Annotated in this window: 21 protein-coding genes; 7 read left to right on the top strand and 14 right to left on the bottom strand. The window is 71.7% G+C overall.

Annotation, left to right across the window (positions count from 1 at the left end):
• The first annotated feature begins 76 nt into the window (after positions 1 to 76).
• On the top strand, positions 77 to 1,021 hold the full coding sequence (locus ACFWUZ_RS06920) for a winged helix-turn-helix transcriptional regulator (protein WP_384368288.1): 945 nt from the start codon (positions 77 to 79) through the stop codon (positions 1,019 to 1,021).
• A 133-nt stretch (positions 1,022 to 1,154) separates the two neighbouring features.
• Here the strand turns inward: ACFWUZ_RS06920 and ACFWUZ_RS06925 are convergent, their stop codons facing one another.
• Together ACFWUZ_RS06925 and ACFWUZ_RS06930 are read right to left on the bottom strand one after the other, a co-directional pair.
• Positions 1,155 to 1,709, bottom strand: coding sequence for a TetR/AcrR family transcriptional regulator (locus ACFWUZ_RS06925; RefSeq protein WP_384368291.1), 555 nt, complete (start codon positions 1,707 to 1,709; stop codon positions 1,155 to 1,157).
• Entirely contained in the window at positions 1,709 to 2,029 is a 321-nt protein-coding gene (locus tag ACFWUZ_RS06930; protein WP_384368293.1) for a DMT family transporter, read from the bottom strand. The genes ACFWUZ_RS06925 and ACFWUZ_RS06930 overlap by 1 nt, the downstream gene beginning before the upstream one ends.
• Here ACFWUZ_RS06930 and ACFWUZ_RS06935 point away from each other — a divergent pair.
• On the top strand, positions 2,028 to 2,528 hold the full coding sequence (locus ACFWUZ_RS06935; RefSeq protein WP_384368296.1) for a hypothetical protein: 501 nt from the start codon (positions 2,028 to 2,030) through the stop codon (positions 2,526 to 2,528). The two genes, ACFWUZ_RS06930 and ACFWUZ_RS06935, sit on opposite strands and share 2 nt — an antisense overlap.
• On the opposite strand, the gene ACFWUZ_RS06940 is transcribed toward ACFWUZ_RS06935, so the two are convergent.
• From ACFWUZ_RS06940 to ACFWUZ_RS06980, 9 genes are all read right to left on the bottom strand, one after another.
• Positions 2,515 to 3,831: a hypothetical protein gene (locus ACFWUZ_RS06940; protein ID WP_384368299.1), complete on the bottom strand. Its 1,317-nt coding sequence runs from the start codon at positions 3,829 to 3,831 to the stop codon at positions 2,515 to 2,517. The genes ACFWUZ_RS06935 and ACFWUZ_RS06940 overlap by 14 nt on opposite strands.
• A 315-nt stretch (positions 3,832 to 4,146) precedes the next feature.
• Complete coding sequence (locus ACFWUZ_RS06945) at positions 4,147 to 4,491, bottom strand: metal-sulfur cluster assembly factor (protein ID WP_030388904.1); 345 nt, start codon at positions 4,489 to 4,491, stop codon at positions 4,147 to 4,149.
• Positions 4,488 to 4,949 carry a Fe-S cluster assembly sulfur transfer protein SufU gene (gene sufU, locus ACFWUZ_RS06950; RefSeq protein WP_384368304.1) on the bottom strand — a complete coding sequence of 154 codons (462 nt, stop codon included), beginning with the start codon at positions 4,947 to 4,949 and terminating at the stop codon, positions 4,488 to 4,490. Before sufU ends, ACFWUZ_RS06945 begins: the two co-directional genes overlap by 4 nt.
• Positions 4,950 to 4,968: 19 nt before the next feature.
• The gene (locus ACFWUZ_RS06955) at positions 4,969 to 6,225 is read right to left on the bottom strand and encodes a cysteine desulfurase (protein WP_384368307.1); all 1,257 of its coding nucleotides are present in this window, start codon (positions 6,223 to 6,225) and stop codon (positions 4,969 to 4,971) included.
• Positions 6,222 to 6,986: a Fe-S cluster assembly ATPase SufC gene (gene sufC, locus ACFWUZ_RS06960; RefSeq protein ID WP_031148089.1), complete on the bottom strand. Its 765-nt coding sequence runs from the start codon at positions 6,984 to 6,986 to the stop codon at positions 6,222 to 6,224. The genes ACFWUZ_RS06955 and sufC overlap by 4 nt, the downstream gene beginning before the upstream one ends.
• Positions 6,987 to 6,993: 7 nt before the next feature.
• A complete protein-coding gene (locus ACFWUZ_RS06965) occupies positions 6,994 to 7,311 on the bottom strand; it encodes a bifunctional 3-phenylpropionate/cinnamic acid dioxygenase ferredoxin subunit (RefSeq protein WP_053681636.1) in 318 nt (105 codons plus the stop codon).
• On the bottom strand, positions 7,311 to 8,489 hold the full coding sequence (gene sufD / locus ACFWUZ_RS06970) for a Fe-S cluster assembly protein SufD (RefSeq protein WP_384368312.1): 1,179 nt from the start codon (positions 8,487 to 8,489) through the stop codon (positions 7,311 to 7,313). Before sufD ends, ACFWUZ_RS06965 begins: the two co-directional genes overlap by 1 nt.
• A gap of 68 nt (positions 8,490 to 8,557) precedes the next feature.
• Positions 8,558 to 9,973 carry a Fe-S cluster assembly protein SufB gene (gene sufB / locus ACFWUZ_RS06975; protein WP_384368315.1) on the bottom strand — a complete coding sequence of 472 codons (1,416 nt, stop codon included), beginning with the start codon at positions 9,971 to 9,973 and terminating at the stop codon, positions 8,558 to 8,560.
• A complete protein-coding gene (locus ACFWUZ_RS06980; protein ID WP_384368844.1) occupies positions 9,970 to 10,794 on the bottom strand; it encodes a helix-turn-helix transcriptional regulator in 825 nt (274 codons plus the stop codon). Before ACFWUZ_RS06980 ends, sufB begins: the two co-directional genes overlap by 4 nt.
• Before the next feature lie 453 nt (positions 10,795 to 11,247).
• Between ACFWUZ_RS06980 and ACFWUZ_RS06985 the strand changes: the two genes are divergently transcribed.
• The 4 genes from ACFWUZ_RS06985 to ACFWUZ_RS07000 all read left to right on the top strand — a co-directional run bounded on the left by ACFWUZ_RS06985 (position 11,248) and on the right by ACFWUZ_RS07000 (position 15,149).
• Positions 11,248 to 12,174 (top strand): ABC transporter ATP-binding protein, encoded by a 927-nt coding sequence (locus ACFWUZ_RS06985; RefSeq protein ID WP_384368318.1) that lies wholly within the window; start codon positions 11,248 to 11,250, stop codon positions 12,172 to 12,174.
• On the top strand, positions 12,171 to 12,938 hold the full coding sequence (locus ACFWUZ_RS06990; RefSeq protein WP_384368321.1) for an ABC transporter permease: 768 nt from the start codon (positions 12,171 to 12,173) through the stop codon (positions 12,936 to 12,938). The genes ACFWUZ_RS06985 and ACFWUZ_RS06990 overlap by 4 nt, the downstream gene beginning before the upstream one ends.
• An 83-nt stretch (positions 12,939 to 13,021) precedes the next feature.
• Entirely contained in the window at positions 13,022 to 14,155 is a 1,134-nt protein-coding gene (locus ACFWUZ_RS06995) for a hypothetical protein (protein WP_384368324.1), read from the top strand.
• Positions 14,156 to 14,180: 25 nt separating this feature from the next.
• Complete coding sequence (locus ACFWUZ_RS07000; RefSeq protein WP_384368327.1) at positions 14,181 to 15,149, top strand: heme A synthase; 969 nt, start codon at positions 14,181 to 14,183, stop codon at positions 15,147 to 15,149.
• 10 nt (positions 15,150 to 15,159) lie between these two features.
• On the opposite strand, the gene ACFWUZ_RS07005 is transcribed toward ACFWUZ_RS07000, so the two are convergent.
• The 3 genes from ACFWUZ_RS07005 to ACFWUZ_RS07015 all read right to left on the bottom strand — a co-directional run bounded on the left by ACFWUZ_RS07005 (position 15,160) and on the right by ACFWUZ_RS07015 (position 17,715).
• A complete protein-coding gene (locus ACFWUZ_RS07005; protein WP_384368330.1) occupies positions 15,160 to 16,281 on the bottom strand; it encodes an amidohydrolase family protein in 1,122 nt (373 codons plus the stop codon).
• Positions 16,282 to 16,398: 117 nt separating this feature from the next.
• Positions 16,399 to 16,749: a hypothetical protein gene (locus ACFWUZ_RS07010; protein WP_384368333.1), complete on the bottom strand. Its 351-nt coding sequence runs from the start codon at positions 16,747 to 16,749 to the stop codon at positions 16,399 to 16,401.
• A gap of 24 nt (positions 16,750 to 16,773) precedes the next feature.
• Positions 16,774 to 17,715: a heme o synthase gene (locus tag ACFWUZ_RS07015; protein ID WP_384368336.1), complete on the bottom strand. Its 942-nt coding sequence runs from the start codon at positions 17,713 to 17,715 to the stop codon at positions 16,774 to 16,776.
• 356 nt (positions 17,716 to 18,071) lie between these two features.
• On the opposite strand from ACFWUZ_RS07015, the gene tkt reads away from it, so the two are divergent.
• On the top strand, positions 18,072 to 20,159 hold the full coding sequence (gene tkt / locus ACFWUZ_RS07020) for a transketolase (protein WP_384368339.1): 2,088 nt from the start codon (positions 18,072 to 18,074) through the stop codon (positions 20,157 to 20,159).
• Positions 20,160 to 20,179: the final 20 nt, after the last annotated feature.

Consider the following 20,179-nt stretch of genomic DNA (forward strand, 5'->3'; position numbering starts at 1 on the left):
CGCATCCGTAGTGAGTTCCTTTTGGGAACGGACTATGTCAGCATGACAGCCTGGGGTCAACGGACGAAGGAGTGCCATGGCCCAGCGCACACACCTCGGCGACGCCGACTGCTCCATCGCGCAGGCCCTCGACGTCGTGGGCGACTGGTGGACGCTCCTGATCGTCCGCGACGCGGCGCGCGGTCTGCACCGCTTCGACGAGCTCCAGCGCGAGCTGGGCGTGTCCAGGAAGGTGCTGGCCGAGCGGCTGAGGCTGCTGGTCGAGGCCGGGGTGCTGACGCGCGAGCCGTACCAGGAACGCCCGGTGCGGCACGAGTACCGGCTCACCCCGCGCGGGCGGGCGCTGCTGCCGGTCCTGGTGGCCCTCCAGGACTGGGGAGACACCTGGGTCCTGGGAGATGGCGAGATGACGGCGACGACCGGCGAGGCCTCGCGGGAGGCGGAGCGGGTCCACGCGCTGCGCGGCACCCGGCTGCCGGAGCTGCTGCTGCCGGACCGGTTCGGCGAGCGGCGCGACCCGGTCGCGGACACGCCCTTCACCGTCCTGTACTGCTTCCCGGGCGCGTACGCCCGCGCCGGGTCGTACCCGCCCGGCTGGGCCGGGATCCCGGGCGCCAAGGGCTGCACGCTGGAGTCCTGCACCTACCGCGATCAGCTCGCCGCCTTCACCGCGGCGGGAGCCACGGTGCACGGTGTCTCGACCCAGCGGCCGGACGAGCAGCGGGAGTTCGCGGAGCAGGAGCGGCTGCGCTTCCCGCTCCTGTCGGACGCGGACCTGGCCCTGACCGCGGCGCTGCGGCTGCCCACCTTCCGGGCCGCCGGGGTGAGCCGGATCAAGCGCCTGACGCTGGTCCTGGACCGCGACCGCACGGTCCGCGAGGTGATCTACCCGATCGGGGACATCGAGGCGAGCGTGGCCACGGCCCTCGCGGCCGTCGGCACGGCCGCCGCACCCCGGGCCGCCTCGACGCCGCAGCCCGCTGCGCCCCGGGCCTCGGCGCCGCAGTCCTCCACACCGTGAGCCGCCGCGGCCCGAAACCTCGGCGCCGCAGGCCGTCACGCAGGCCGCCGCACCGCAGGCCGCCGCGCTCCGACGGGAAGAGGGCCGCGACGCCGGCCGGGCGCGCCCGCAGGAAGCGCCCTGCCGGGGCCGGTCAGGCGGGCCCCAGCACCCGGCCCAGGATCTCGCAGGCGTACGCCTCGTCGTACTCCGTGCCCGTCAGCAGGACCTGGAGGCCGATCCCGTCCATCACCGCGACCAGGGCCCGGGCCGTCACCGGGTCCGTCCGCGGGGCCAGGGCCGCCGCCACCGACTCGCACCACTGGGCCGCCACCGGCCGCAGCGCGGGGCGGCGCAGTGCGGCGAGGTACAGCTCGTACTCCAGCTCCATGCGGCCGCGGTCCGCGGCGAAGCACTCCCCCAGCGTGCGTGCCAGCGCCCGCGCCAGGTCCGCCTGCGGATCGGCCAGGGCCGGCGAGGCGGCCACCGCCTCCGCGAAGGCCTGGTCGGCCTGGTGCAGCGCCGCCACGAGCAGGTCGTCGAGCGTCTTGAAGTGGTAGGTGGTCGACCCGAGCGGTACGCCGGCCTCCGCGGCCGCGCTGCGGTGGCTCAGCCCCGCGATGCCCTGCGCGCCCACCACCCGGACCGCGGCGTCGATGATCCGCTGCCGCCGCTCGGGGTCGTACCGGCGGCGCGGTCCCGGGGCCATCAGTGCGCCCCTCCCAGGTTCAGCAGGACCACCCCGCCGATGACCAGCGCGATCCCGGCGATCTTCGCGGCCGTGGCCGCCTCCCCGAGGAAGACCATGCCGATGGCGGCGATCGCGGCCGTACCGACACCGGCCCAGATCGCGTACGCCGTGCCGACCGACATCGTCTTCAGCGTCTGCGCGAGCAGGGTGAAGGCGATGGCGTAGCCGAGCAGGGTGCCGAGCGAGGGCCACAGCTTCGTGAAGCCGTCGCTGTACTTCATGGCGGTGGTGCCGGCGACCTCGGCCGCAATGGCCGCGGCGAGCAGTGCGTAGGGCATGTGTACAAGGGTACACATCGTTGCGTACACCTGTACACATCGAAGCCTGTTCCTGCTGTTCGCCCGGGCGCCGACCACCGCCCTGGCCGCGGCCCTGATCCGGCCGCCCGTCCCCGGCGGGCCCATGACCGTGCCGGGCCTGCTGCGCACCGCCGTGCCGCACGTCCCGGCGGTGCTCGGGGCCCAGCTGGCGGCCCTGCTCGCCCTGGCCGGCCCGGCTGCCGTCGCCCTCGCCCCGGTCGCGCTGCGGCGGGGCGTGCCCTTCGCCCTGGCCCCCACGATCGCGGGGTACGAGGGGACCGGCCCGGCGGCGGCGCTGCGCCGCTCCGCCCGCCTGGTGCGCGGCGCCTGGTGGCGGACCCTGGGCGTCACCGGCGGCGCCTGGGCCCTCGCGGCGGCTGCCGCGTACGCCGCGGGGGCCCGGCTCGGAGCGCCCGGCGCGCGGCTCGCGCCCGCGCTGCCGCTGACCTTCCCGCAGCCGCACGTCAGCGGAGGGTGAACCAGGCCGCCCGGGACTTCCTCCACTCGGGGCGGGCGAGGTCCTTGGCCTCCTGGCCGTCGCCGTACAGGTCGGCGGCTCCGCTGTCGGTGATCAGCTGGACGCGAGCGCCGGGGCGCCGCAGGTCGGGCACGTCCACCACGGCCTCCCAGCCGCCCGGGTCGGCGGTGGGCAGGTCCATCCGCTTCTTCGGGGCGTGGCCGGGGATCCCGTCCCACTGGTAGAGGGCGTACGGGTCGGAGTCGTCGGCGGCGGCGAAGGGGCCGGCCAGGATCAGGTACTGGCCGGCGGCGTTCTTGCGGATGTCGCGGACGGCGAGGCCGCCCAGGTCCATCTCGATCGGCTCGCCGAACTCGGCCCGGGCGCCCTGCGCGAGGACCCGGTCCACGTTGACGACCGGCACGACCAGGGCCCTCCCCCCGGGCACCGCCGGTGCCAGCGGGGCACGGAAGCCCAGGTAGGCGGTGGACGCGGAGCCCGGCGCGAACTCCATCGCCTCCACGTCGAACCCGTCGATCTGCTTCGGTGTCTGCCCGGCCGCGGTCCCGGCCGCGAAGCCGTAGCGGTTTCCGTGCGCCGCGTCCCCGGCGGTCAGGTCCTCGCGCAGCCCCTTGCAGGCACGGCCGAAGACGACCTCGGTGGCTGCCCCGGAGCCGGTGATCCGCGTGGTGAAGACGGTGTTCCGCTCTGCCTCGCCCTTGCCGTCCTTGTTGTTGCCCAGTGACCCCGCCCAGTAGACCGTGTCGCCCACCCGGGCCGCGGCCTCGATGCCGGCCTCCTTCTTCCGACCCAGGGCGGCGCCCAGGTCCCAGGTCTTCACCGGGCCGCCGGAGCGGGAACGGTCGTACAGGCGCAGCACGTTGGACTCGTCGCCGGCCACCAGCACGTGGTCCCGTCCCACGTCCACCGCGGCGGAGGCGTCCGAGGAGCCCGTGAGGTAGCGGGTGGCCGCCGCGCCGCCGACCCGCGCCGAGGCGGCGTAGGAGAGGGTGGCCCTGGCCGTCCTGCCGCCGCGCCCGGTCACCTCGAGGGTCAGGTCGGTGAAGCCCTGGGTGCGGGGCCGCACCGTCAGGGCGCGGTCGCCGGAGCGGGTGCGTTCCTGGCGTACGTCGCCCGCGCCCGCCACGGCGGGGTTGCTGGAGGACACCACCCGCAGCCGCAGGAAACCGGCCGGCACGCCTGCCTGCTCGACATCCACCGTCACGGCGGGGTCGCCGTACGCGCCCACCGCGCCGCTGAGGTGCGTGGCCGAGAGCGAGATCACCGGGTCGGCGTACCCGGCGGCCTGCGCGGGCACCGCCATCCCGGCGAGGAGCAGGGCCGCGGCCCCTGCTGCTCCCGCGGCGCCCAGACGGCGAACCGGTGAAAGGCGAACGGTCGTGGATGAACCCCTCGGGTGCTGCGTCACGGCGTGACGGCCCTCGAGAGGATTCGGCCGCCGTGACCGACTCCCGGTGCACGGCACCCGTCCGCCCGGAGAACGGCCGCTCGGAGAACGGCCGCTCGGAGAACGGCAGCGCGGAGAACGGCGGCCCGGGGAACGGGTGGCCCGGCCCGCCCGGAAACAGGGAGGGCCCCCGGCACGACCGTGCCGGGGGCCCTCACGCGCATGCGCCGATCAGACGTTGAAGCCGAGCGCGCGCAGCTGCTCACGGCCGTCGTCCGTGATCTTGTCCGGGCCCCACGGGGGCATCCAGACCCAGTTGATGCGGAGTTCGTTGACGATGCCGTCCGTCGCCGACTTCGCCTGGTCCTCGATGACGTCCGTCAGCGGGCAGGCCGCCGAGGTCAGCGTCATGTCGAGGGTGGCGATGTTCGCGTCGTCGATGTGGATGCCGTAGATCAGGCCCAGGTTGACGACGTCGATGCCCAGCTCCGGGTCGACCACGTCGTAGAGGGCCTCGCGGACCTCTTCCTCGGTGGCCGGCTTGATCGACGCCTCGGGCGTCGCGTTCTCGGTCATGCCGTCTTCCTCTCCGCGTCGCCCAGTGCCTGGGCCGTCGCGTCCTTCCACGCCATCCAGCTCAGCAGAGCACACTTCACTCGCGCGGGATACTTGGAGACGCCGGCGAACGCGATCGCGTCCTCCAGCACCTCCTCCATCGCCTCGTCGGGCTCGACCTTGCCCTTGGACTGCATCAGCTCCAGGAAAACGCCCTGGATCTTCTGCGCCTCGGCGAGTTCCTTGCCCACGAGCAGTTCGTTCAGCACGGACGCGCTGGCCTGGCTGATGGAGCAGCCCTGGCCCTCGTACGAGACGTCGGTCAGCGTCTCGCCGTCGTACTTCACGCGCAGCGTGATCTCGTCACCGCACGTCGGGTTGACGTGGTGCACCTCGGCGTCGCCGTCGCGCAGGCCACGCCCGTGCGGGTGCTTGTAGTGGTCCAGGATCAATTCCTGGTACATCGAATCCAGTTTCACTGCTTCGTCGCCCTCGCCGTCAGCCGAAGAAGTTCCGTACGTGCTCCAGCCCGTCGACCAGCGCATCGACTTCGGCCGGAGTGGAGTACAGATAGAAAGACGCTCGCGTGGTCGCCGGAATTCCGTACCGCAGGCAGACCGGGCGCGCGCAATGGTGACCCACGCGGACGGCGATGCCCTGTTCGTCCAGCACCTGCCCCACATCGTGCGGGTGGATGTCCCCGAGGACGAAGGAGATCGCGGCTCCGCGGTCCTCGGCCGTGGTGGGGCCGATGATCCGCAGGTCGGTCACCTCGGCGAGGCGCTTGACCGCGTACTCCGTGAGCGCGTGCTCGTGCGCGGCGATCTTGTCCATGCCGATCGCGGACAGGTAGTCCACGGCCGCGCCGAGGCCGACGGCCTGGGCGATCGGGGGGGTACCCGCCTCGAACTTGTGGGGTGCCGGGGCGTAGGTCGAGGCGTGCATCGACACGGTCTCGATCATCTCGCCGCCGCCGAGGAACGGAGGCAGGTCCTCCAGCAGCTCCTGGCGGCCCCACAGGACGCCGATGCCGGTCGGGCCGCACATCTTGTGGCCGGTGAAGGCCACGAAGTCGGCGCCGAGGGCCTGGACGTCCAGCGGCATGTGCGGAGCGGCCTGGGAGGCGTCGATCAGCACCAGCGCGCCGACGTCCTGGGCGCGCCGGACGATCGCCTCGACGGGGTTGACCGTGCCCATGATGTTGGAGACCAGCGTGAAGGAGACGATCTTCGTCTTCTCCGTGATGACCTCTTCGATGTTGGACAGGTCGAGGCGGCCGTCGTCGGTGAGGCCGAACCACTTCAGCTTCGCGCCCGTGCGCTGCGAGAGCAGCTGCCACGGCACGATGTTGGAGTGGTGCTCCATCTCCGTGATGGCGATCTCGGTCTCGCGGTCGACCCGGTACGGCTCGTCCGCCCAGCCGAGCATGTTCGCGACCAGGTTGAGCGACTCCGAGGCGTTCTTCGTGAAGATGACCTCGTCGCGGCTCGGCGCGTTGATGAACGCGGCGACCTTGTCACGAGCGCCCTCGTACAGCGCCGTGGCCTCCTCGGCGAGCACGTGTACGCCGCGGTGCACGTTGGCGTTGTGCTGCTCGTAGTACTCGTTCAGCGCGTCGAGCACCTGGCGCGGCTTCTGCGAGGTCGCCGCATTGTCCAGGTAGACGATCTTCTTCCCGTCGTGGACCACACGATCCAGCAGGGGGAAGTCCTTGCGGATCGCCTCGGTGTCGAGGAGGCCAGGCAGCTGTGTCACGCGGTCGCGCCACCCTTCACGTACTTGTCGTAACCCTCGGCCTCCAGCTGGTCGGCGAGCTCGGCGCCGCCGGACTCGGCGATGCGGCCGTTCGCGAACACGTGCACGAAGTCGGGCTTGATGTAGCGCAGGATGCGCGTGTAGTGGGTGATCAGCAGGGTGCCGACCTCGCCGCCCTCGCGGACCCGGTTGACGCCCTCGGAGACGACGCGCAGGGCGTCGACGTCCAGGCCGGAGTCGGTCTCGTCGAGGATCGCGATCTTCGGCTTGAGGAGCTCCAGCTGGAGGATCTCGTGGCGCTTCTTCTCACCGCCGGAGAAGCCCTCGTTGACGTTGCGCTCGGCGAAGGCCGGGTCCATCTGGAGCTGCTCCATGGCGGCCTTGACCTCCTTCACCCAGGTGCGCAGCTTGGGCGCCTCGCCGCGGATCGCGGTGGCCGAGGTGCGCAGGAAGTTGGAGACCGAGACGCCGGGGACCTCGACCGGGTACTGCATGGCGAGGAAGACGCCGGCGCGGGCGCGCTCGTCGACGGACATCTCGAGGACGTCCTCGCCGTCGAGGGTCACGGTGCCACCGGTGATGGTGTACTTCGGGTGACCGGCCAGCGAGTACGCGAGGGTGGACTTGCCGGAGCCGTTGGGGCCCATGATGGCGTGCGTCTCACCCTGCTTGACCGTGAGGTCGACACCCTTGAGGATCTCGCGGGCGCCGTTCTCGGCCTCGACGGAGACGTGCAGGTCGTGGATTTCAAGCGTTGCCATGGATACCTCAGGACTCCTGGGTGAGGGAGACGAGCACGTCGTCCCCTTCGATCTTTACGGGGTATACGGGTACGGGGCGCGTCGCGGGCAGACCCGAGGGCTTGCCGGTGCGCAGGTCGAAGGCCGACCCGTGCAGCCAGCACTCGATCATGCAGTCCTCGACCTCGCCCTCCGAGAGCGAGACGTTCGCGTGCGAGCAGATGTCGTTGATCGCGAACACCTCGCCCTCGGTGGAGACGATGGACACCGGCGTGCCGTCGAGCTCGACCCGCTTGGGGGTGTCCGCCTCCAGCTCGCTCAGCGCACAGGCCTTGACGTAATTCATCAGACGGAACCCTGGAGCTCGGTCTCGATCTTGGTGAGGAGGCGCTCCTCGATGTCGTCGACACCGATCTGCTGGACGAGCTCGGCGAAGAAGCCGCGCACGACCAGACGGCGGGCCTCGTCGGCCGGGATGCCGCGGGCCTGGAGGTAGAAGAGCTGCTCGTCGTCGAAGCGGCCGGTGGCGGAGGCGTGGCCGGCGCCGACGATCTCGCCGGTCTCGATCTCCAGGTTCGGCACCGAGTCGACCCGCGCGCCGTCCGTGAGGACGAGGTTGCGGTTCATCTCGTAGGTGTCGGTGCCCTCGGCGGTCTTCTCGATGAGCACGTCACCGATCCACACCGCGTGGGCGTCCTGGCCCTGCAGCGCACCCTTGTAGACCACGTGCGACTTGCAGTGCGGGGCGCTGTGGTCGACCAGGAGGCGGTGCTCCTGGTGCTGGCCGGCGTCCGTGAAGTACAGGCCGAAGAGCTCCGCCTCGCCGCCGGGACCCGCGTAGGTCACGCGCGGGTGGAGGCGTACCAGGTCGCCGCCGAAGGTGACCACGATGGACTTGAAGCTCGCGTCGCGGCCGACCAGCACGTTGTGCTGGGAGACGTGCACCGCGGTGTCGTCCCAGTCCTGCACGGAGACCACGGTGAGCTTGGCGCCGTCGCCGACCAGGAAGTCGACGTTGGCGGCGCGCACGCCGTCACCGGTGTGGTCGATGACGACGACCGCCTCGGCGAAGGCCTGCACGTCGAAGACCGTGTGGCCGAAGGTGGTGCCTCCCTCGCCGTGCAGCGAGACGCGCACCGGCTCGGTCAGGACCTGCTCCTTGGGCACGGTGACGACCGTGGCCTTGGCGAAGGACGAGAACGCCTGGGCGGCGATCCGGTCCACCGGCGTGCCGGCCTTGCCGATGCGCGCGTCGCCGCGCTCCACCGACTCGACCGTGACGCCCTCGGGCGCGTCGATCTGGGCCTTCATGGTGCCGTTGGCGACCGCGGTGCCGTCGTGCAGGCCCTTGAGGCGGGCGAGCGGGGTGAACCGCCACTCCTCCTCGCGGCCGTGCGGGACGGGGAAGTCCGCCACGTCGAAGGACGGGGGCGCACTCATGCGGGTGGCGACGGTGGACTCGGCGGCCACCGCGATCGCGCCGGCGGTGGTCGAACCCACCGGAATGTTCTGAGCCTCTGCCATGGCTGTCGTCTTGCTCTCTTCCTGCGTCAAAAGAATGTGCTGCGGGATGCCGGGCGGTCGGGGCCGTACTAGCCGACCGAGCCCTCCATCTGCAGCTCGATCAGCCGGTTCAGCTCCAGCGCGTACTCCATCGGCAGCTCGCGCGCGATCGGCTCGACGAAGCCGCGCACGATCATGGCCATGGCCTCGAACTCGGTCATGCCGCGGCTCATCAGGTAGAAGAGCTGGTCGTCGGAGACCTTGGAGACGGTCGCCTCGTGGCCCATGGACACGTCGTCCTCGCGGACGTCCACGTAGGGGTACGTGTCCGAGCGGGAGATGGTGTCGACCAGGAGCGCGTCGCACAGCACGTTGGACTTCGAGCCGTGCGCACCCTCGCCGATCTCGACCAGACCCCGGTAGGAGGTGCGGCCGCCGCCTCGCGCCACCGACTTGGAGACGATGTTCGAGGAGGTGTACGGCGCCATGTGGACCATCTTGGAGCCGGCGTCCTGGTGCTGGCCCTCGCCCGCGAAGGCGATGGACAGGGTCTCGCCCTTGGCGTGCTCGCCCATCAGGTAGACGGCCGGGTACTTCATGGTGACCTTGGAACCGATGTTGCCGTCGATCCACTCCATGGTCGCGCCCTCGTACGCCACGGCGCGCTTGGTGACCAGGTTGTAGACGTTGTTCGACCAGTTCTGGATGGTCGTGTAGCGGCAGCGGCCGCCCTTCTTCACGATGATCTCGACCACGGCGCTGTGCAGCGAGTCCGAGGAGTAGATCGGGGCGGTGCAGCCCTCGACGTAGTGGACGTAGGCGTCCTCGTCGACGATGATCAGCGTCCGCTCGAACTGGCCCATGTTCTCCGTGTTGATACGGAAGTAGGCCTGGAGCGGGATGTCGACCTTGACGCCCTTGGGGACGTAGATGAACGATCCGCCGGACCACACCGCGGTGTTCAGCGACGCGAACTTGTTGTCGCCGACCGGGATGACCGTGCCGAAGTACTCCTGGAAGAGCTCCGGGTGCTCCTTCAGCGCGGTGTCCGTGTCGAGGAAGATGACGCCCTGCTCCTCCAGGTCCTCACGGATCTGGTGGTAGACGACCTCGGACTCGTACTGGGCCGCGACACCGGCGACGAGGCGCTGCTTCTCCGCCTCGGGGATGCCGAGCTTGTCGTACGTGTTCTTGATGTCCTCGGGCAGGTCCTCCCAGGAAGCGGCCTGCTTCTCGGTGGAGCGCACGAAGTACTTGATGTTGTCGAAGTCGATGCCCGAAAGGTCCGAGCCCCAGTTCGGCATGGGCTTCTTGCCGAACAGCTTGAGGCCCTTGAGACGGAGGTTCAGCATCCACTCCGGCTCGGACTTCTTCGCCGAGATGTCGCGGACGACCTCCTCGGACAGACCCCGCTTGGCAGCCGCGCCGGCCGCGTCGGAGTCGGCCCAGCCGTATTCGTAGGTGCCCAGGCCATCGAGCTCAGGGTGAGCAGTCTCCGTGGTCATGCGGGGTTCCTCCCGGCCGTACTTGCAGATACTGATGTGTCGGTCTGTGCGGCGCTTCGCGGAATGAACGTCGTGCACACCCCGTCGCCGTGGGCGATCGTGGCGAGGCGCTGCACATGCGTCCCGAGCAGGCGGCCGAAGACCTCGGTCTCCGCCTCGCAGAGCTGCGGGAACTGCTCGGCCACATGGGCGACCGGGCAGTGGTGCTGACAGAGCTGTTCACCGCTGTGCGGACCGGGAGCGCTCTTCGCCGTAGCAGCGTACCCGTCCGCGGTCAATGCCCTGGCGAGGGCCTCCGTACGCCGCTCCGGAGCAGCCGCCTCGACGGCTTCCCGGTAGCCCTCCGCCTGCGCTTCCATCCGCGCCCGGGCGAAGGCGGCGACGGCCGCCTCTCCCTGCGCACCGCCGCCCACGGACTGCGCGATCCAGCGCAGGGCGTCCGCGGCGAGCGTGTCGTAGGACTGGTCGAAGGCGTCGCGACCGCAGTCGGTGAGCGCGAAGACCTTGGCGGGCCGCCCCCGGGTGCGCGCTCCGTACACGCGCTGCTCACGGGATGCGACCACGTCGTCGGCGGCGAGCGTGTCGAGGTGGCGGCGGACGGCGGCCTGGGTGAGGCCGAGACGCGCGGCGAGGTCGGCGACGGTGGACGGACCGTGGTCCAGGATCGACCGCGCGACCCGGTTGCGGGTTGACCGCTCCCCGGTCGCGAGTTCCCCCTGGGGGGCCTCGGTCTGCCGTTCGCCGTTTTTCACAACGCCATTGTTGCGTAATTGGTCGAGCCCGGACAAGCCGTGATGGAGGCCACTCCTGGTGGCCTCCATCACTAAGGGTCACCTAATTTGTCTACGCAGAGTTATCCGGAGTTATGCGGAGGGGGATGCTCCGAATTCCCCGTGAGCCCCTCCGGTGAACCCTTGCAAGGCTCCCACCAGCAGATTTCCGCCCATGACGCGCCCCGGCCCCGGTCAAGATCAGATTCCGGGGAAGGTCACCGAAACCCGCTGAGCCGTTCGGGACCGCCAGGCCGAAAAAAGCCGGGTTCGCGACGCAGTGTTCGAATCCGACCGCCACGATCACCGCATCGCAGCCGGAGCACGGAGATCTTGGCCGCCACCGCTCCCGGGTGAAACATCCCTGTCGCGAGCGGGGCGGACGAGCATGTGGCACAGGACCGCGCGCCGGCCGGACACCACGAGAGGTCATGGATGAACGGGCCCGCAGCCCTTACGACCCCGGGACCCCGGCCCCTCCCCGGCTCCGTAGACTGGGCCCCCATGAGCAACGACCCCGCCGTGGAGATCCGCGGACTGGTGAAGCGGTACGGACCCAGAACCGCGGTGGACGGCCTGGACCTCACCGTCCCCGGCGCCTCCGTCACCGCGGTCCTCGGTCCCAACGGCGCGGGCAAGACCACCACGGTCGAGACCTGCGAGGGCTACCGCCGCCCCGACGCCGGGACCGTCCGCGTCCTCGGCCTCGACCCCGTCGCCCAGGCCGCCGCCCTGCGGCCCCGGATCGGCGTGATGCTCCAGTCCGGAGGCGTCTACTCCGGAGCCCGGGCCGTCGAGATGCTGCGCCACATGGCCAAGCTGTACGCCGACCCGCTGGACGTGGACACCCTGGTGGAGCGCCTCGGCCTCGGCAGCTGCGGCCGCACCTCCTACCGCAGGCTCTCCGGCGGCCAGCAGCAGCGCCTCGCCCTCGCCATGGCCGTGGTCGGCCGCCCCGAGCTGGTCTTCCTGGACGAGCCCACCGCGGGCCTCGACCCGCAGGCCCGCCGGGCGACCTGGGACCTCGTACGCGAACTGCGCGCCGACGGGGTCACCGTCGTGCTCACCACCCACCACATGGACGAGGCCGAGCAGCTCGCCGACGAGGTCGCCATCGTGGACGCCGGCCGCGTCATCGCCCACGGCAGTCCCGAGCAGCTGTGCCGCGGCGGCGCCGAGAACACCCTGAGGTTCACCGGCCGCCCCTCCCTCGACCTGGCCTCGCTGCTCAAGGCGCTGCCCGACGGCACCCAGGCCGCCGAACTGCTGCCCGGCTCGTACCGGGTCACCGGCGACGTCCATCCCCAGTTGCTCGCCACCGTCGCCTCCTGGTGCGCACAGCACGGCGTGATGCCGGACAGCCTCTCGGTGGAGCGGCACACCCTCGAAGACGTCTTCCTGGAGCTCACGGGCAAGGAGCTGCGCGCATGAGCGCCGGTACGTTCACCCCCCGCCCGGGCGCCGCCCCGGTGTCCCGCATGATCCTCGCGCAGGCGGCACTGGAGACCCGGATGCTGCTGCGCAACGGGGAGCAGCTGCTGCTGACCGTGATCATTCCGGCGCTGCTGCTGACCCTCTTCTCCACCGTCGACATCCTCGACACCGGCGAGGGCAGGTCCGTGGACTTCCTCGCGCCCGGCGTCCTGGCGCTCGCCGTGATGTCCACCGCCTTCACCGGGCAGGCCATCGCCACCGGCTTCGACCGTCGTTACGGGGTCCTCAAGCGGCTCGGGGCCTCCCCGCTGCCCCGCTGGGCGCTGATGGCCGCCAAGACCCTGTCGGTACTGGTCACCGAGGTGCTCCAGATCGCCCTGCTGACGGTGATCGCCTTCGGACTGGGCTGGTCCCCGCAGGGGAACCCGCTGTCGGTGGCCGTGCTGCTCCTGCTGGGTACGGCGGCCTTCTCCGGGCTCGGGCTGCTGATGGCGGGCACCCTCAAGGCCGAGGTGACCCTGGCCGCCGCCAACCTGGTCTTCCTGCTGCTGCTGGTCGGCGGCGGGGTGATCGTGCCCCTGGAGAAGTTCCCGGACGGGGTGCGGTCCCTGCTGGAGCTGCTGCCCATCTCGGCCCTGTCCGAGGGGCTGCGCGAGGTGCTCCGGAACGGGGCCGCGCTGCCGTGGGGGGACGCGGCCGTCCTGGCGGTCTGGGCCGTCCTGGGGCTGGGCGCCGCCGCGCGACTGTTCCGCTGGGAATGAAACCCTTCCGCTGAGGTCCGCCTTCCCGCGACGATGAACGCCGTCACCGTGAGGTGTGCGGACCACGACGCCGGGGGGCGGACATGGCGGAGCGAGAGGCAGTTCTTCGGCTGGACGACCGGTGGGCGCGGGTCCGCTCCGGAGCCGCGCAGGCGGAACCTCAGGAGCGCGAACGGCTGCTGGACGAGCTGATCGGCGCCCTGCGCGCCTGGCCGTCCGACCCCGAGTGCACCGCCCTGCTGGGTCTGCGGCTGGCGGACCGGGCCGCGCTGCGGTTCGCCGAGGGGGACCGCGCGACCGCCCTCGCCACCATCGAGGAGGCGCTGCGCAGCGCCGAGCGCGCCGCCCCCTGCTCCCCCGAGTACGCCCGCTGGTACGCCCGCGGGCTGATCAACCACGGGGTGTGGCTGGCCTGGCCGCTGAGCGACGGGGCCCGGCTGCCCCGGCACCCGCTGGGCCCGGCGGCCACGGACGGCCCGAGCGCGATGGAACGGGCCGCCGGCGAACGCGCCCGTGACCTGACCCGGGCCGCCGTCGAGGTGTGGGCGGGGCTGGACCCGTACGACGCGGTCAACCGGCGCGGCCTCGCCCAGGCCAAGGTGTTCCTCGGCGACCGGCTCGCGGAGCTCGGCTGTGCCGAGGACGCGGTGGCCTGGGCGGTGGACGCGGAGTCGGACTTCCGGCACCTGCTGCTCGCGGACCCCGGCGGGGAGGAGTCCGCGGAGACCGAGGCGGCCCTCGACCACATCGGCCGCCAGCTGGAACTGCGCCTGCGCTTCCTGGGCTTCGCATCCCTCGCCGGCCTGCGCTCCCGGGGTCTGCTGCCCGAGCGGCTGCTGCCGCAGGCGGTGGTGGCCGCCAGGATCCAGGGGGTGGCGGAGCCGGCGATCGCGGCCGGGCTGGGAGTCGGGGCCGAGCAGGTGCGCACGATGCTGGAGGTGACGCCGTGGCGTGCGGTCTGGCGCGTGGAGGTGCGCGGTCCTGACGGACTGTGGGACGTACCGGGGCCTTCCTGGCACAGCTCGGCAAACGTAAGGAACAGGACAGCCGATGACGTAGGAACCGCATTGGTACGGAGCTTCGCGGATGCGGCCGAGTGCCCCCGCGACGGCGCACCGTGGCGGGTCCGAGTGTGGTGGCACGAGGAAGGCGACCCCGCCGGTGCCCGGTTCCGCCGCACCATCGGCCCGGAGGCATCCGGCACCACCCCCTCGTGAAACTTTGCACAAGGCTCGGTTTACGATGGTCGCCGTGTTGAACCCCTTCGCATACCTCGCCACTCGCTGGACTCCGTCACCCCGGACCGTCCGGCGCGCCGCGCTCGCCGCGCTCCTCATGAGCGTGGCCATCGTCGTCACCGGCGGGGCGGTGCGGCTGACCGGATCCGGTCTCGGCTGCGACACCTGGCCCAAGTGCACCGACGACAGTCTGATCGCGACGCCGGCCCAGGGCTTCCACGGAGCCATCGAGTTCGGCAACCGGATGCTGACGTACGTGCTCTGCGCGGCCGTCGGCTGGGTCATCCTCGCGGCCCGTTCGGCCAAGCCCTGGCGCACCGTGCTGACCAGGCTCGGGTGGACCCAGTTCGTCATCGTCATGGCCAACGCCGTGCTCGGCGGCATCACCGTCATGACGGGCCTCAACCCGTACAGCGTGGCGGGGCACTTCCTGCTCGCCACGGCGCTGATCACCGTGACCACCGTCACCTGGCAGCGCACCGCCGAAGGCGACGCCGCACCCCGGCCCCGGGTGCCGGGGCCCGTGCGCAAGCTCTCCTGGGCGATGCTCGCGTCGACCTTCGTCCTCATCGCGGCGGGCACGGTAGTCACCGGATCCGGACCGCACGCGGGCGACAGCAGCGAGATCGAGCGCATGCCCTTCGACTGGGAGACCACCGCCCACCTGCACGCGATCGCCGCCTGGCTGGTGTGCGCGCTCGCCGTCGCCATGTGGCTGGTGCTGCGCGTCGTCGACGCCCCCGCCGACACCCGGGCCCGCGCCCGCGACCTGCTGATCGTGCTGCTCGCCCAGGGCGGCATCGGCTACGTGCAGTTCTTCACGGAGCTGCCGGAGGTCCTGGTCGGCGCCCACATGCTCGGCTCCTGCCTGGTGTGGATCGCGGCCCTGCGGCTCGCGCTCGGCCTGCGCGAGCGGCCGGCCGGCCGGGCGGACGTCCCGGCCCAGGACGATCCCCGGCTCGCGGCGGTCTGAGCGGCGGGGCTCACCCGCCCCCGTCCAGCCGGTAGACGCGGCGGGCGTTGCCCGCCGCGAGCATGGCCGCCACCCGGTCCGCGTCCCGCCAGGACCAGGCCCCGTCGGTGACCCAGCCGCCCAGCACCCTGCCGAGCGCCTCGCGGAAGACCAGGGCGCCCACCGCGTGCAGTTCGGGCAGCCGCCCGCCGCCGCTGGAGAACAGCAGCTTCCCGAACGGCGCCAGCTCCAGCAGTTCGGCGAGCACCGCCGCGGCCCCGGCCCCGGTCCGCCCGAGGGCCGCGCCCACGTCGGCGTGGACGTGGGGGAAGGCCGCCGCCAGCCGTGCCGCGTGCCGGTGGTGGGGGTGGCCCCCGAGCAGCACCACCTGGGTGCCGAGACCCGCGGTGGCCCGCAGGAAGTCCGCCAGCAGCGCCGGATCGGCCCCGTCGGGCCGTGCCCCGGGCTCCTCGGGGCCCGCGTGCAGCTGGAGCGGCAGCCCGGAGGCCACCGCGCTCCACAGCAGGTGCCGCAGGAGTACGGGGTCCCGCAGGGTTCCGCCCCGGGGCCTGCGGGCCAGCCACCGCCCGGCCGCCGCGCGCACCTCGCCGGGACCGGGCGGTCCGGGCGCGCAGGCGAGGGTGGCGGCGTACCCCGGGCTGGTGCCGCAGGTGAATGCCGCGGCCGCGGAGGCGGCGTCGTGGACCGCGCCGGAGAGGTTGGCGAGGAAGGCGGCCACGGTCCCGGAGGTGTCCGCGACCTGCTCGGCCAGCGGCTCCAGCCGTACGATCTCGAAGGCTTCGGCGTCCCCGGCCAGCGCCAGTTCCCCGGGTGCGGTCAGGTCCCCGGGCACGCCGGTGTCGACCAGGTAGGCGGCGACCCTGGACCCCCTCAGCAGGCGCCGTGCGGTCTCGGCCCCGCCCAGCTCGCGCCGCCGGGCCAGGTAGCGGGCGGGCGCACAGTGCGGCTCCAGCCCGAGCAGCGGCGGGCACCAGCGGCGCACCGCGAAGCCGGTCTGCGTGTCGAAGAAGGTCGTGCCCGCCGCGGGCGGGCCGGCCGAGCGGACCAGCTGGGTCTCGAAGGTGCCGAGACCCAGCTCGGTACGGAGCACTCCGTGGCAGTACTGGTCCACCAGGGGCGGCGTTTCGATCATCCGGGCATCCCGTTGCGGACGTGAGGAAGGGGCTTCCACACGTCCTAACGGGTGAGCGGGGTGTGAGGTGTTGCTCGCGCTGTTGACCGAGCGGGCACCTCGGGCCGGGGGACCGGCTCAGGCGGCCGGGTTCGCGGGGCCGCCGACCTGGATGCCCGCCATGCGCGTCCACTCGTACGGGCCGGTCCGCACCCGGGCGGCCACGTCCCCGTCGAACTCCTCGTGGAGGGTGAGGCCGGCCTTCTCGGCGGCCAGCTCGGCCACCGCGTAGGTCGGGGCCACCAGGTCGCCCCAGCCGCCGTCGGTGCCGACGAGGACGATCCGGGTGCCGGCCTGGCCGATGTGGGCGAGGTGGCCCTCGACGCCGCCGTGCTCCTTGCCGAACGCGCCGATCTGCCGGGCCAGCTTCTCGGCCGTACGGCGCTGTGCCTTGTCTGTGGTGTCTGCGGTGCTCGCGGTCTCTGCCATGGAGGGCATGCTACCGGCGAGTAATCAGCGGAGGAAGGGATCCACGGCCACGGCCACGAAGAGCAGCGACACGTAGGTGATCGACCAGTGGAACAGGCGCATCTCCTTGAGCTTCGCGCCCGTCACGCCCGCCTTGGCCCGTGCGTGCAGCGCGTGCGCCTCCCACAGCCACCAGCCGCCGGCCACCAGCGCGACCGCGGTGTAGAACCAGCCCGTGTACCCCAGCGGGGTCAGCAGCAGCGAGACCGCGACCATCACCCAGCTGTAGAGGACGATCTGGCGCGCCACGACCCTGTTTCCGGCCACGACCGGGAGCATCGGCACGCCGACGCGCGCGTAGTCGTCCTTCACCTTCATCGACAGCGGCCAGTAGTGCGGCGGCGTCCAGAAGAAGATGACGAGGAAGAGGATGACCGCGGCCCAGGAGACCTCGTTCTTGACGGCCGACCAGCCGATGAGCACCGGCATGCAGCCCGCGATGCCGCCCCAGACGATGTTCTGGGCGGTGCGGCGCTTCAGGAGCATCGTGTAGACCACGACGTAGAAGAGGAGCGCGCCGAGCGCGAGCGCCGCCGACAGCCAGTTGACCAGCAGGCCGAAGAACAGGGTGGACACCACCGCGAGCGTGAGGCCGAAGGCCAGGCACTCGCGGGGGCTGACCATGCCGGTCACCAGCGGACGCTGGGAGGTGCGGTCCATCAGCGCGTCGATGTCGCGGTCGATGTACATGTTCAGCGCATTGGCCCCGCCCGCGGACAGGTAACCGCCGAAGCAGGTCGCCAGGACCAGCCACAACGACGGAACACCCTGTTCGGCCAGGAACATCACCGGCACTGTGGTGATCAGCAGAAGTTCGATGATCCGAGGCTTGGTCAAAGCCACGAAAGCCATGACCCTGGCCCCGAACGGCCGGTGACCGGGGCTCGTCCCGAGCACCCCCGCTGGACGGGATTCGACGGCCGTCACACGCACCCCTGAGAGAGAATCCAGCAAGCTCCGACTCGGACCGTTCACCACATGAAGGCCCGGTAAAGGCTTGCGCGTACCACGCCACTGTAGACGTTGCACTTACGTGGCCCTGCGCGGGGGTCGCTTCGTGTTGGACCGGCCGGACCGCGGAGGGAGCCCTCGCCGAGGGCGGCCGAGGAGCCACGACGGAGCGGACCGCGTCCCCGGCGTGCAGGTGAACACGGGCTGCCGACGCACTGACGGACTGTGGACACTCGAATAGCTGCACGCCCTGGCGGGGGTAGGCTCGGAATCGCAGCCGGTGCACCGTTCGTCACCGGGAACAGACATGTGGAGAGGAGCCCTGACCAACGGTGAGCACCAAGCCGACCACCACAGAGCTCGAGTGGACCGAACTGGACCAGCGGGCCGTCGACACCGCCCGCATCCTGGCCGCTGACGCGGTCCAGAAGGTCGGGAACGGCCACCCCGGTACGGCGATGAGCCTGGCCCCCGCCGCGTACACCCTCTTCCAGAAGGTGATGCGGCACGACCCGGCGGACCCCGAGTGGGTGGGCCGCGACCGCTTCGTGCTCTCCGCTGGGCACTCGTCCCTCACCCTTTACACCCAGCTGTACCTCGGCGGGTTCGGGCTGGAGCTGGACGACCTCAAGGCGTTCCGCACCTGGGGCTCCAAGACCCCCGGCCACCCGGAGTACGGCCACACGGCCGGCGTCGAGACCACCACCGGCCCGCTGGGCCAGGGCATCGCCAACGCGGTGGGCATGGCCATGGCCTCCCGCTACGAGCGCGGTCTGTTCGACCCCGAGGCCCCGCAGGGCACCTCCCCGTTCGACCACATGGTCTACGCGATCGCGGGCGACGGCTGCCTGCAGGAGGGCATCTCCCACGAGGCCTCCGCGCTGGCCGGCCACCAGAAGCTGGGCAACCTCGTCCTGCTGTGGGACGACAACCACATCTCCATCGAGGGCGACACGGAGACGGCCGTCTCCGAGGACACCCTCAAGCGTTACGAGGCCTACGGCTGGCACGTCCAGCGCGTCGCGCAGCAGGAGAACGGCGACCTCGACCCGAAGGCCCTGTACGCGGCCATCCAGGCCGCCAAGGCCGAGACCGGCAAGCCGTCCTTCATCGCGGCCCGCTCGATCATCGCCTGGCCCGCCCCGCACGCCCAGGGCACCGAGGCCTCGCACGGCTCCGCGCTCGGCGACGACGAGGTCGCGGCCACCAAGCGCGTCCTCGGCTTCGACCCGGAGCAGACCTTCGAGGTCTCCGACGAGGTCATCGCCCACACCCGCAAGGCGCTGGACCGCGGCCGCGAGGCCAAGGCCGCGTGGGAGAAGGACTTCTCCGCCTGGCGCACCGCCAACCCGGAGCGCGCCGCCGAGTTCGACCGCATCCAGGCCAACGAGCTGCCCGCGGGCTGGGAGGACCAGCTCCCGGTCTTCGAGACCGGCAAGGGCGTCGCCACCCGCGCCGCCTCCGGCAAGGTGCTCCAGGCGCTCGGCGCGGTCATCCCGGAGCTGTGGGGCGGCTCGGCCGACCTGGCCGGCTCCAACAACACCACCATCGACAAGGAATCCTCGTTCCTTCCGGTGGGCAACCCGCTGCCGGAGGCCGACCCGTACGGCCGCACCATCCACTTCGGCATCCGCGAGCACGCCATGGCCGCGGCCATGAACGGCATCGCCCTGCACGGCCACACCCGCATCTACGGCGGCACCTTCCTGGTGTTCTCCGACTACATGCGCAACGCCGTCCGCCTCTCCGCGCTGATGCACGTGCCGGTCACCTACGTGTGGACGCACGACTCCATCGGTCTCGGCGAGGACGGCCCGACCCACCAGCCCGTCGAGCACCTCGCCTCGCTGCGCGCCATCCCGGGCCTGAACGTGGTCCGCCCGGCCGACGCGAATGAGACCGCCGTGGCCTGGCGCGAGATCCTCAAGCGGCACACCAAGGTGTTCGGCAAGGGCGCCCCGCACGGCCTGGCCCTCACCCGCCAGGGCGTGCCGACCTACGAGCGCAACGAGGACGCCGCCAAGGGCGGGTACGTGCTCTTCGAGGCCACCGGCGGCGAGCCGCAGGTCGTCCTCATCGGCACCGGCTCCGAGGTGCACCTGGCCGTGGAGGCCCGCGAGCAGCTCCAGGCCGAGGGCATCCCCACCCGCGTCGTCTCGATGCCGTCCGTCGAGTGGTTCGAGGAGCAGGACCAGGCGTACAAGGACAGCGTCCTGCCGCCGTCGGTCAAGGCGCGTGTCGCGGTCGAGGCGGGCATCGGCCTGACCTGGCACCGCTACGTCGGCGACGCGGGCCGGATCGTCTCGCTGGAGCACTTCGGTGCCTCGGCCGACGCGAAGGTGCTGTTCCGCGAGTTCGGCTTCACCCCCGAGCGCGTGGCCGCCGCCGCCCACGAGTCCCTCGCCGCCGCCGCGCGCTGACGCCGGTACAAGAACAGTAG

The organism is Streptomyces sp. NPDC058646 (assembly GCF_042716875.1).
GTDB lineage: Bacteria > Actinomycetota > Actinomycetes > Streptomycetales > Streptomycetaceae > Streptomyces.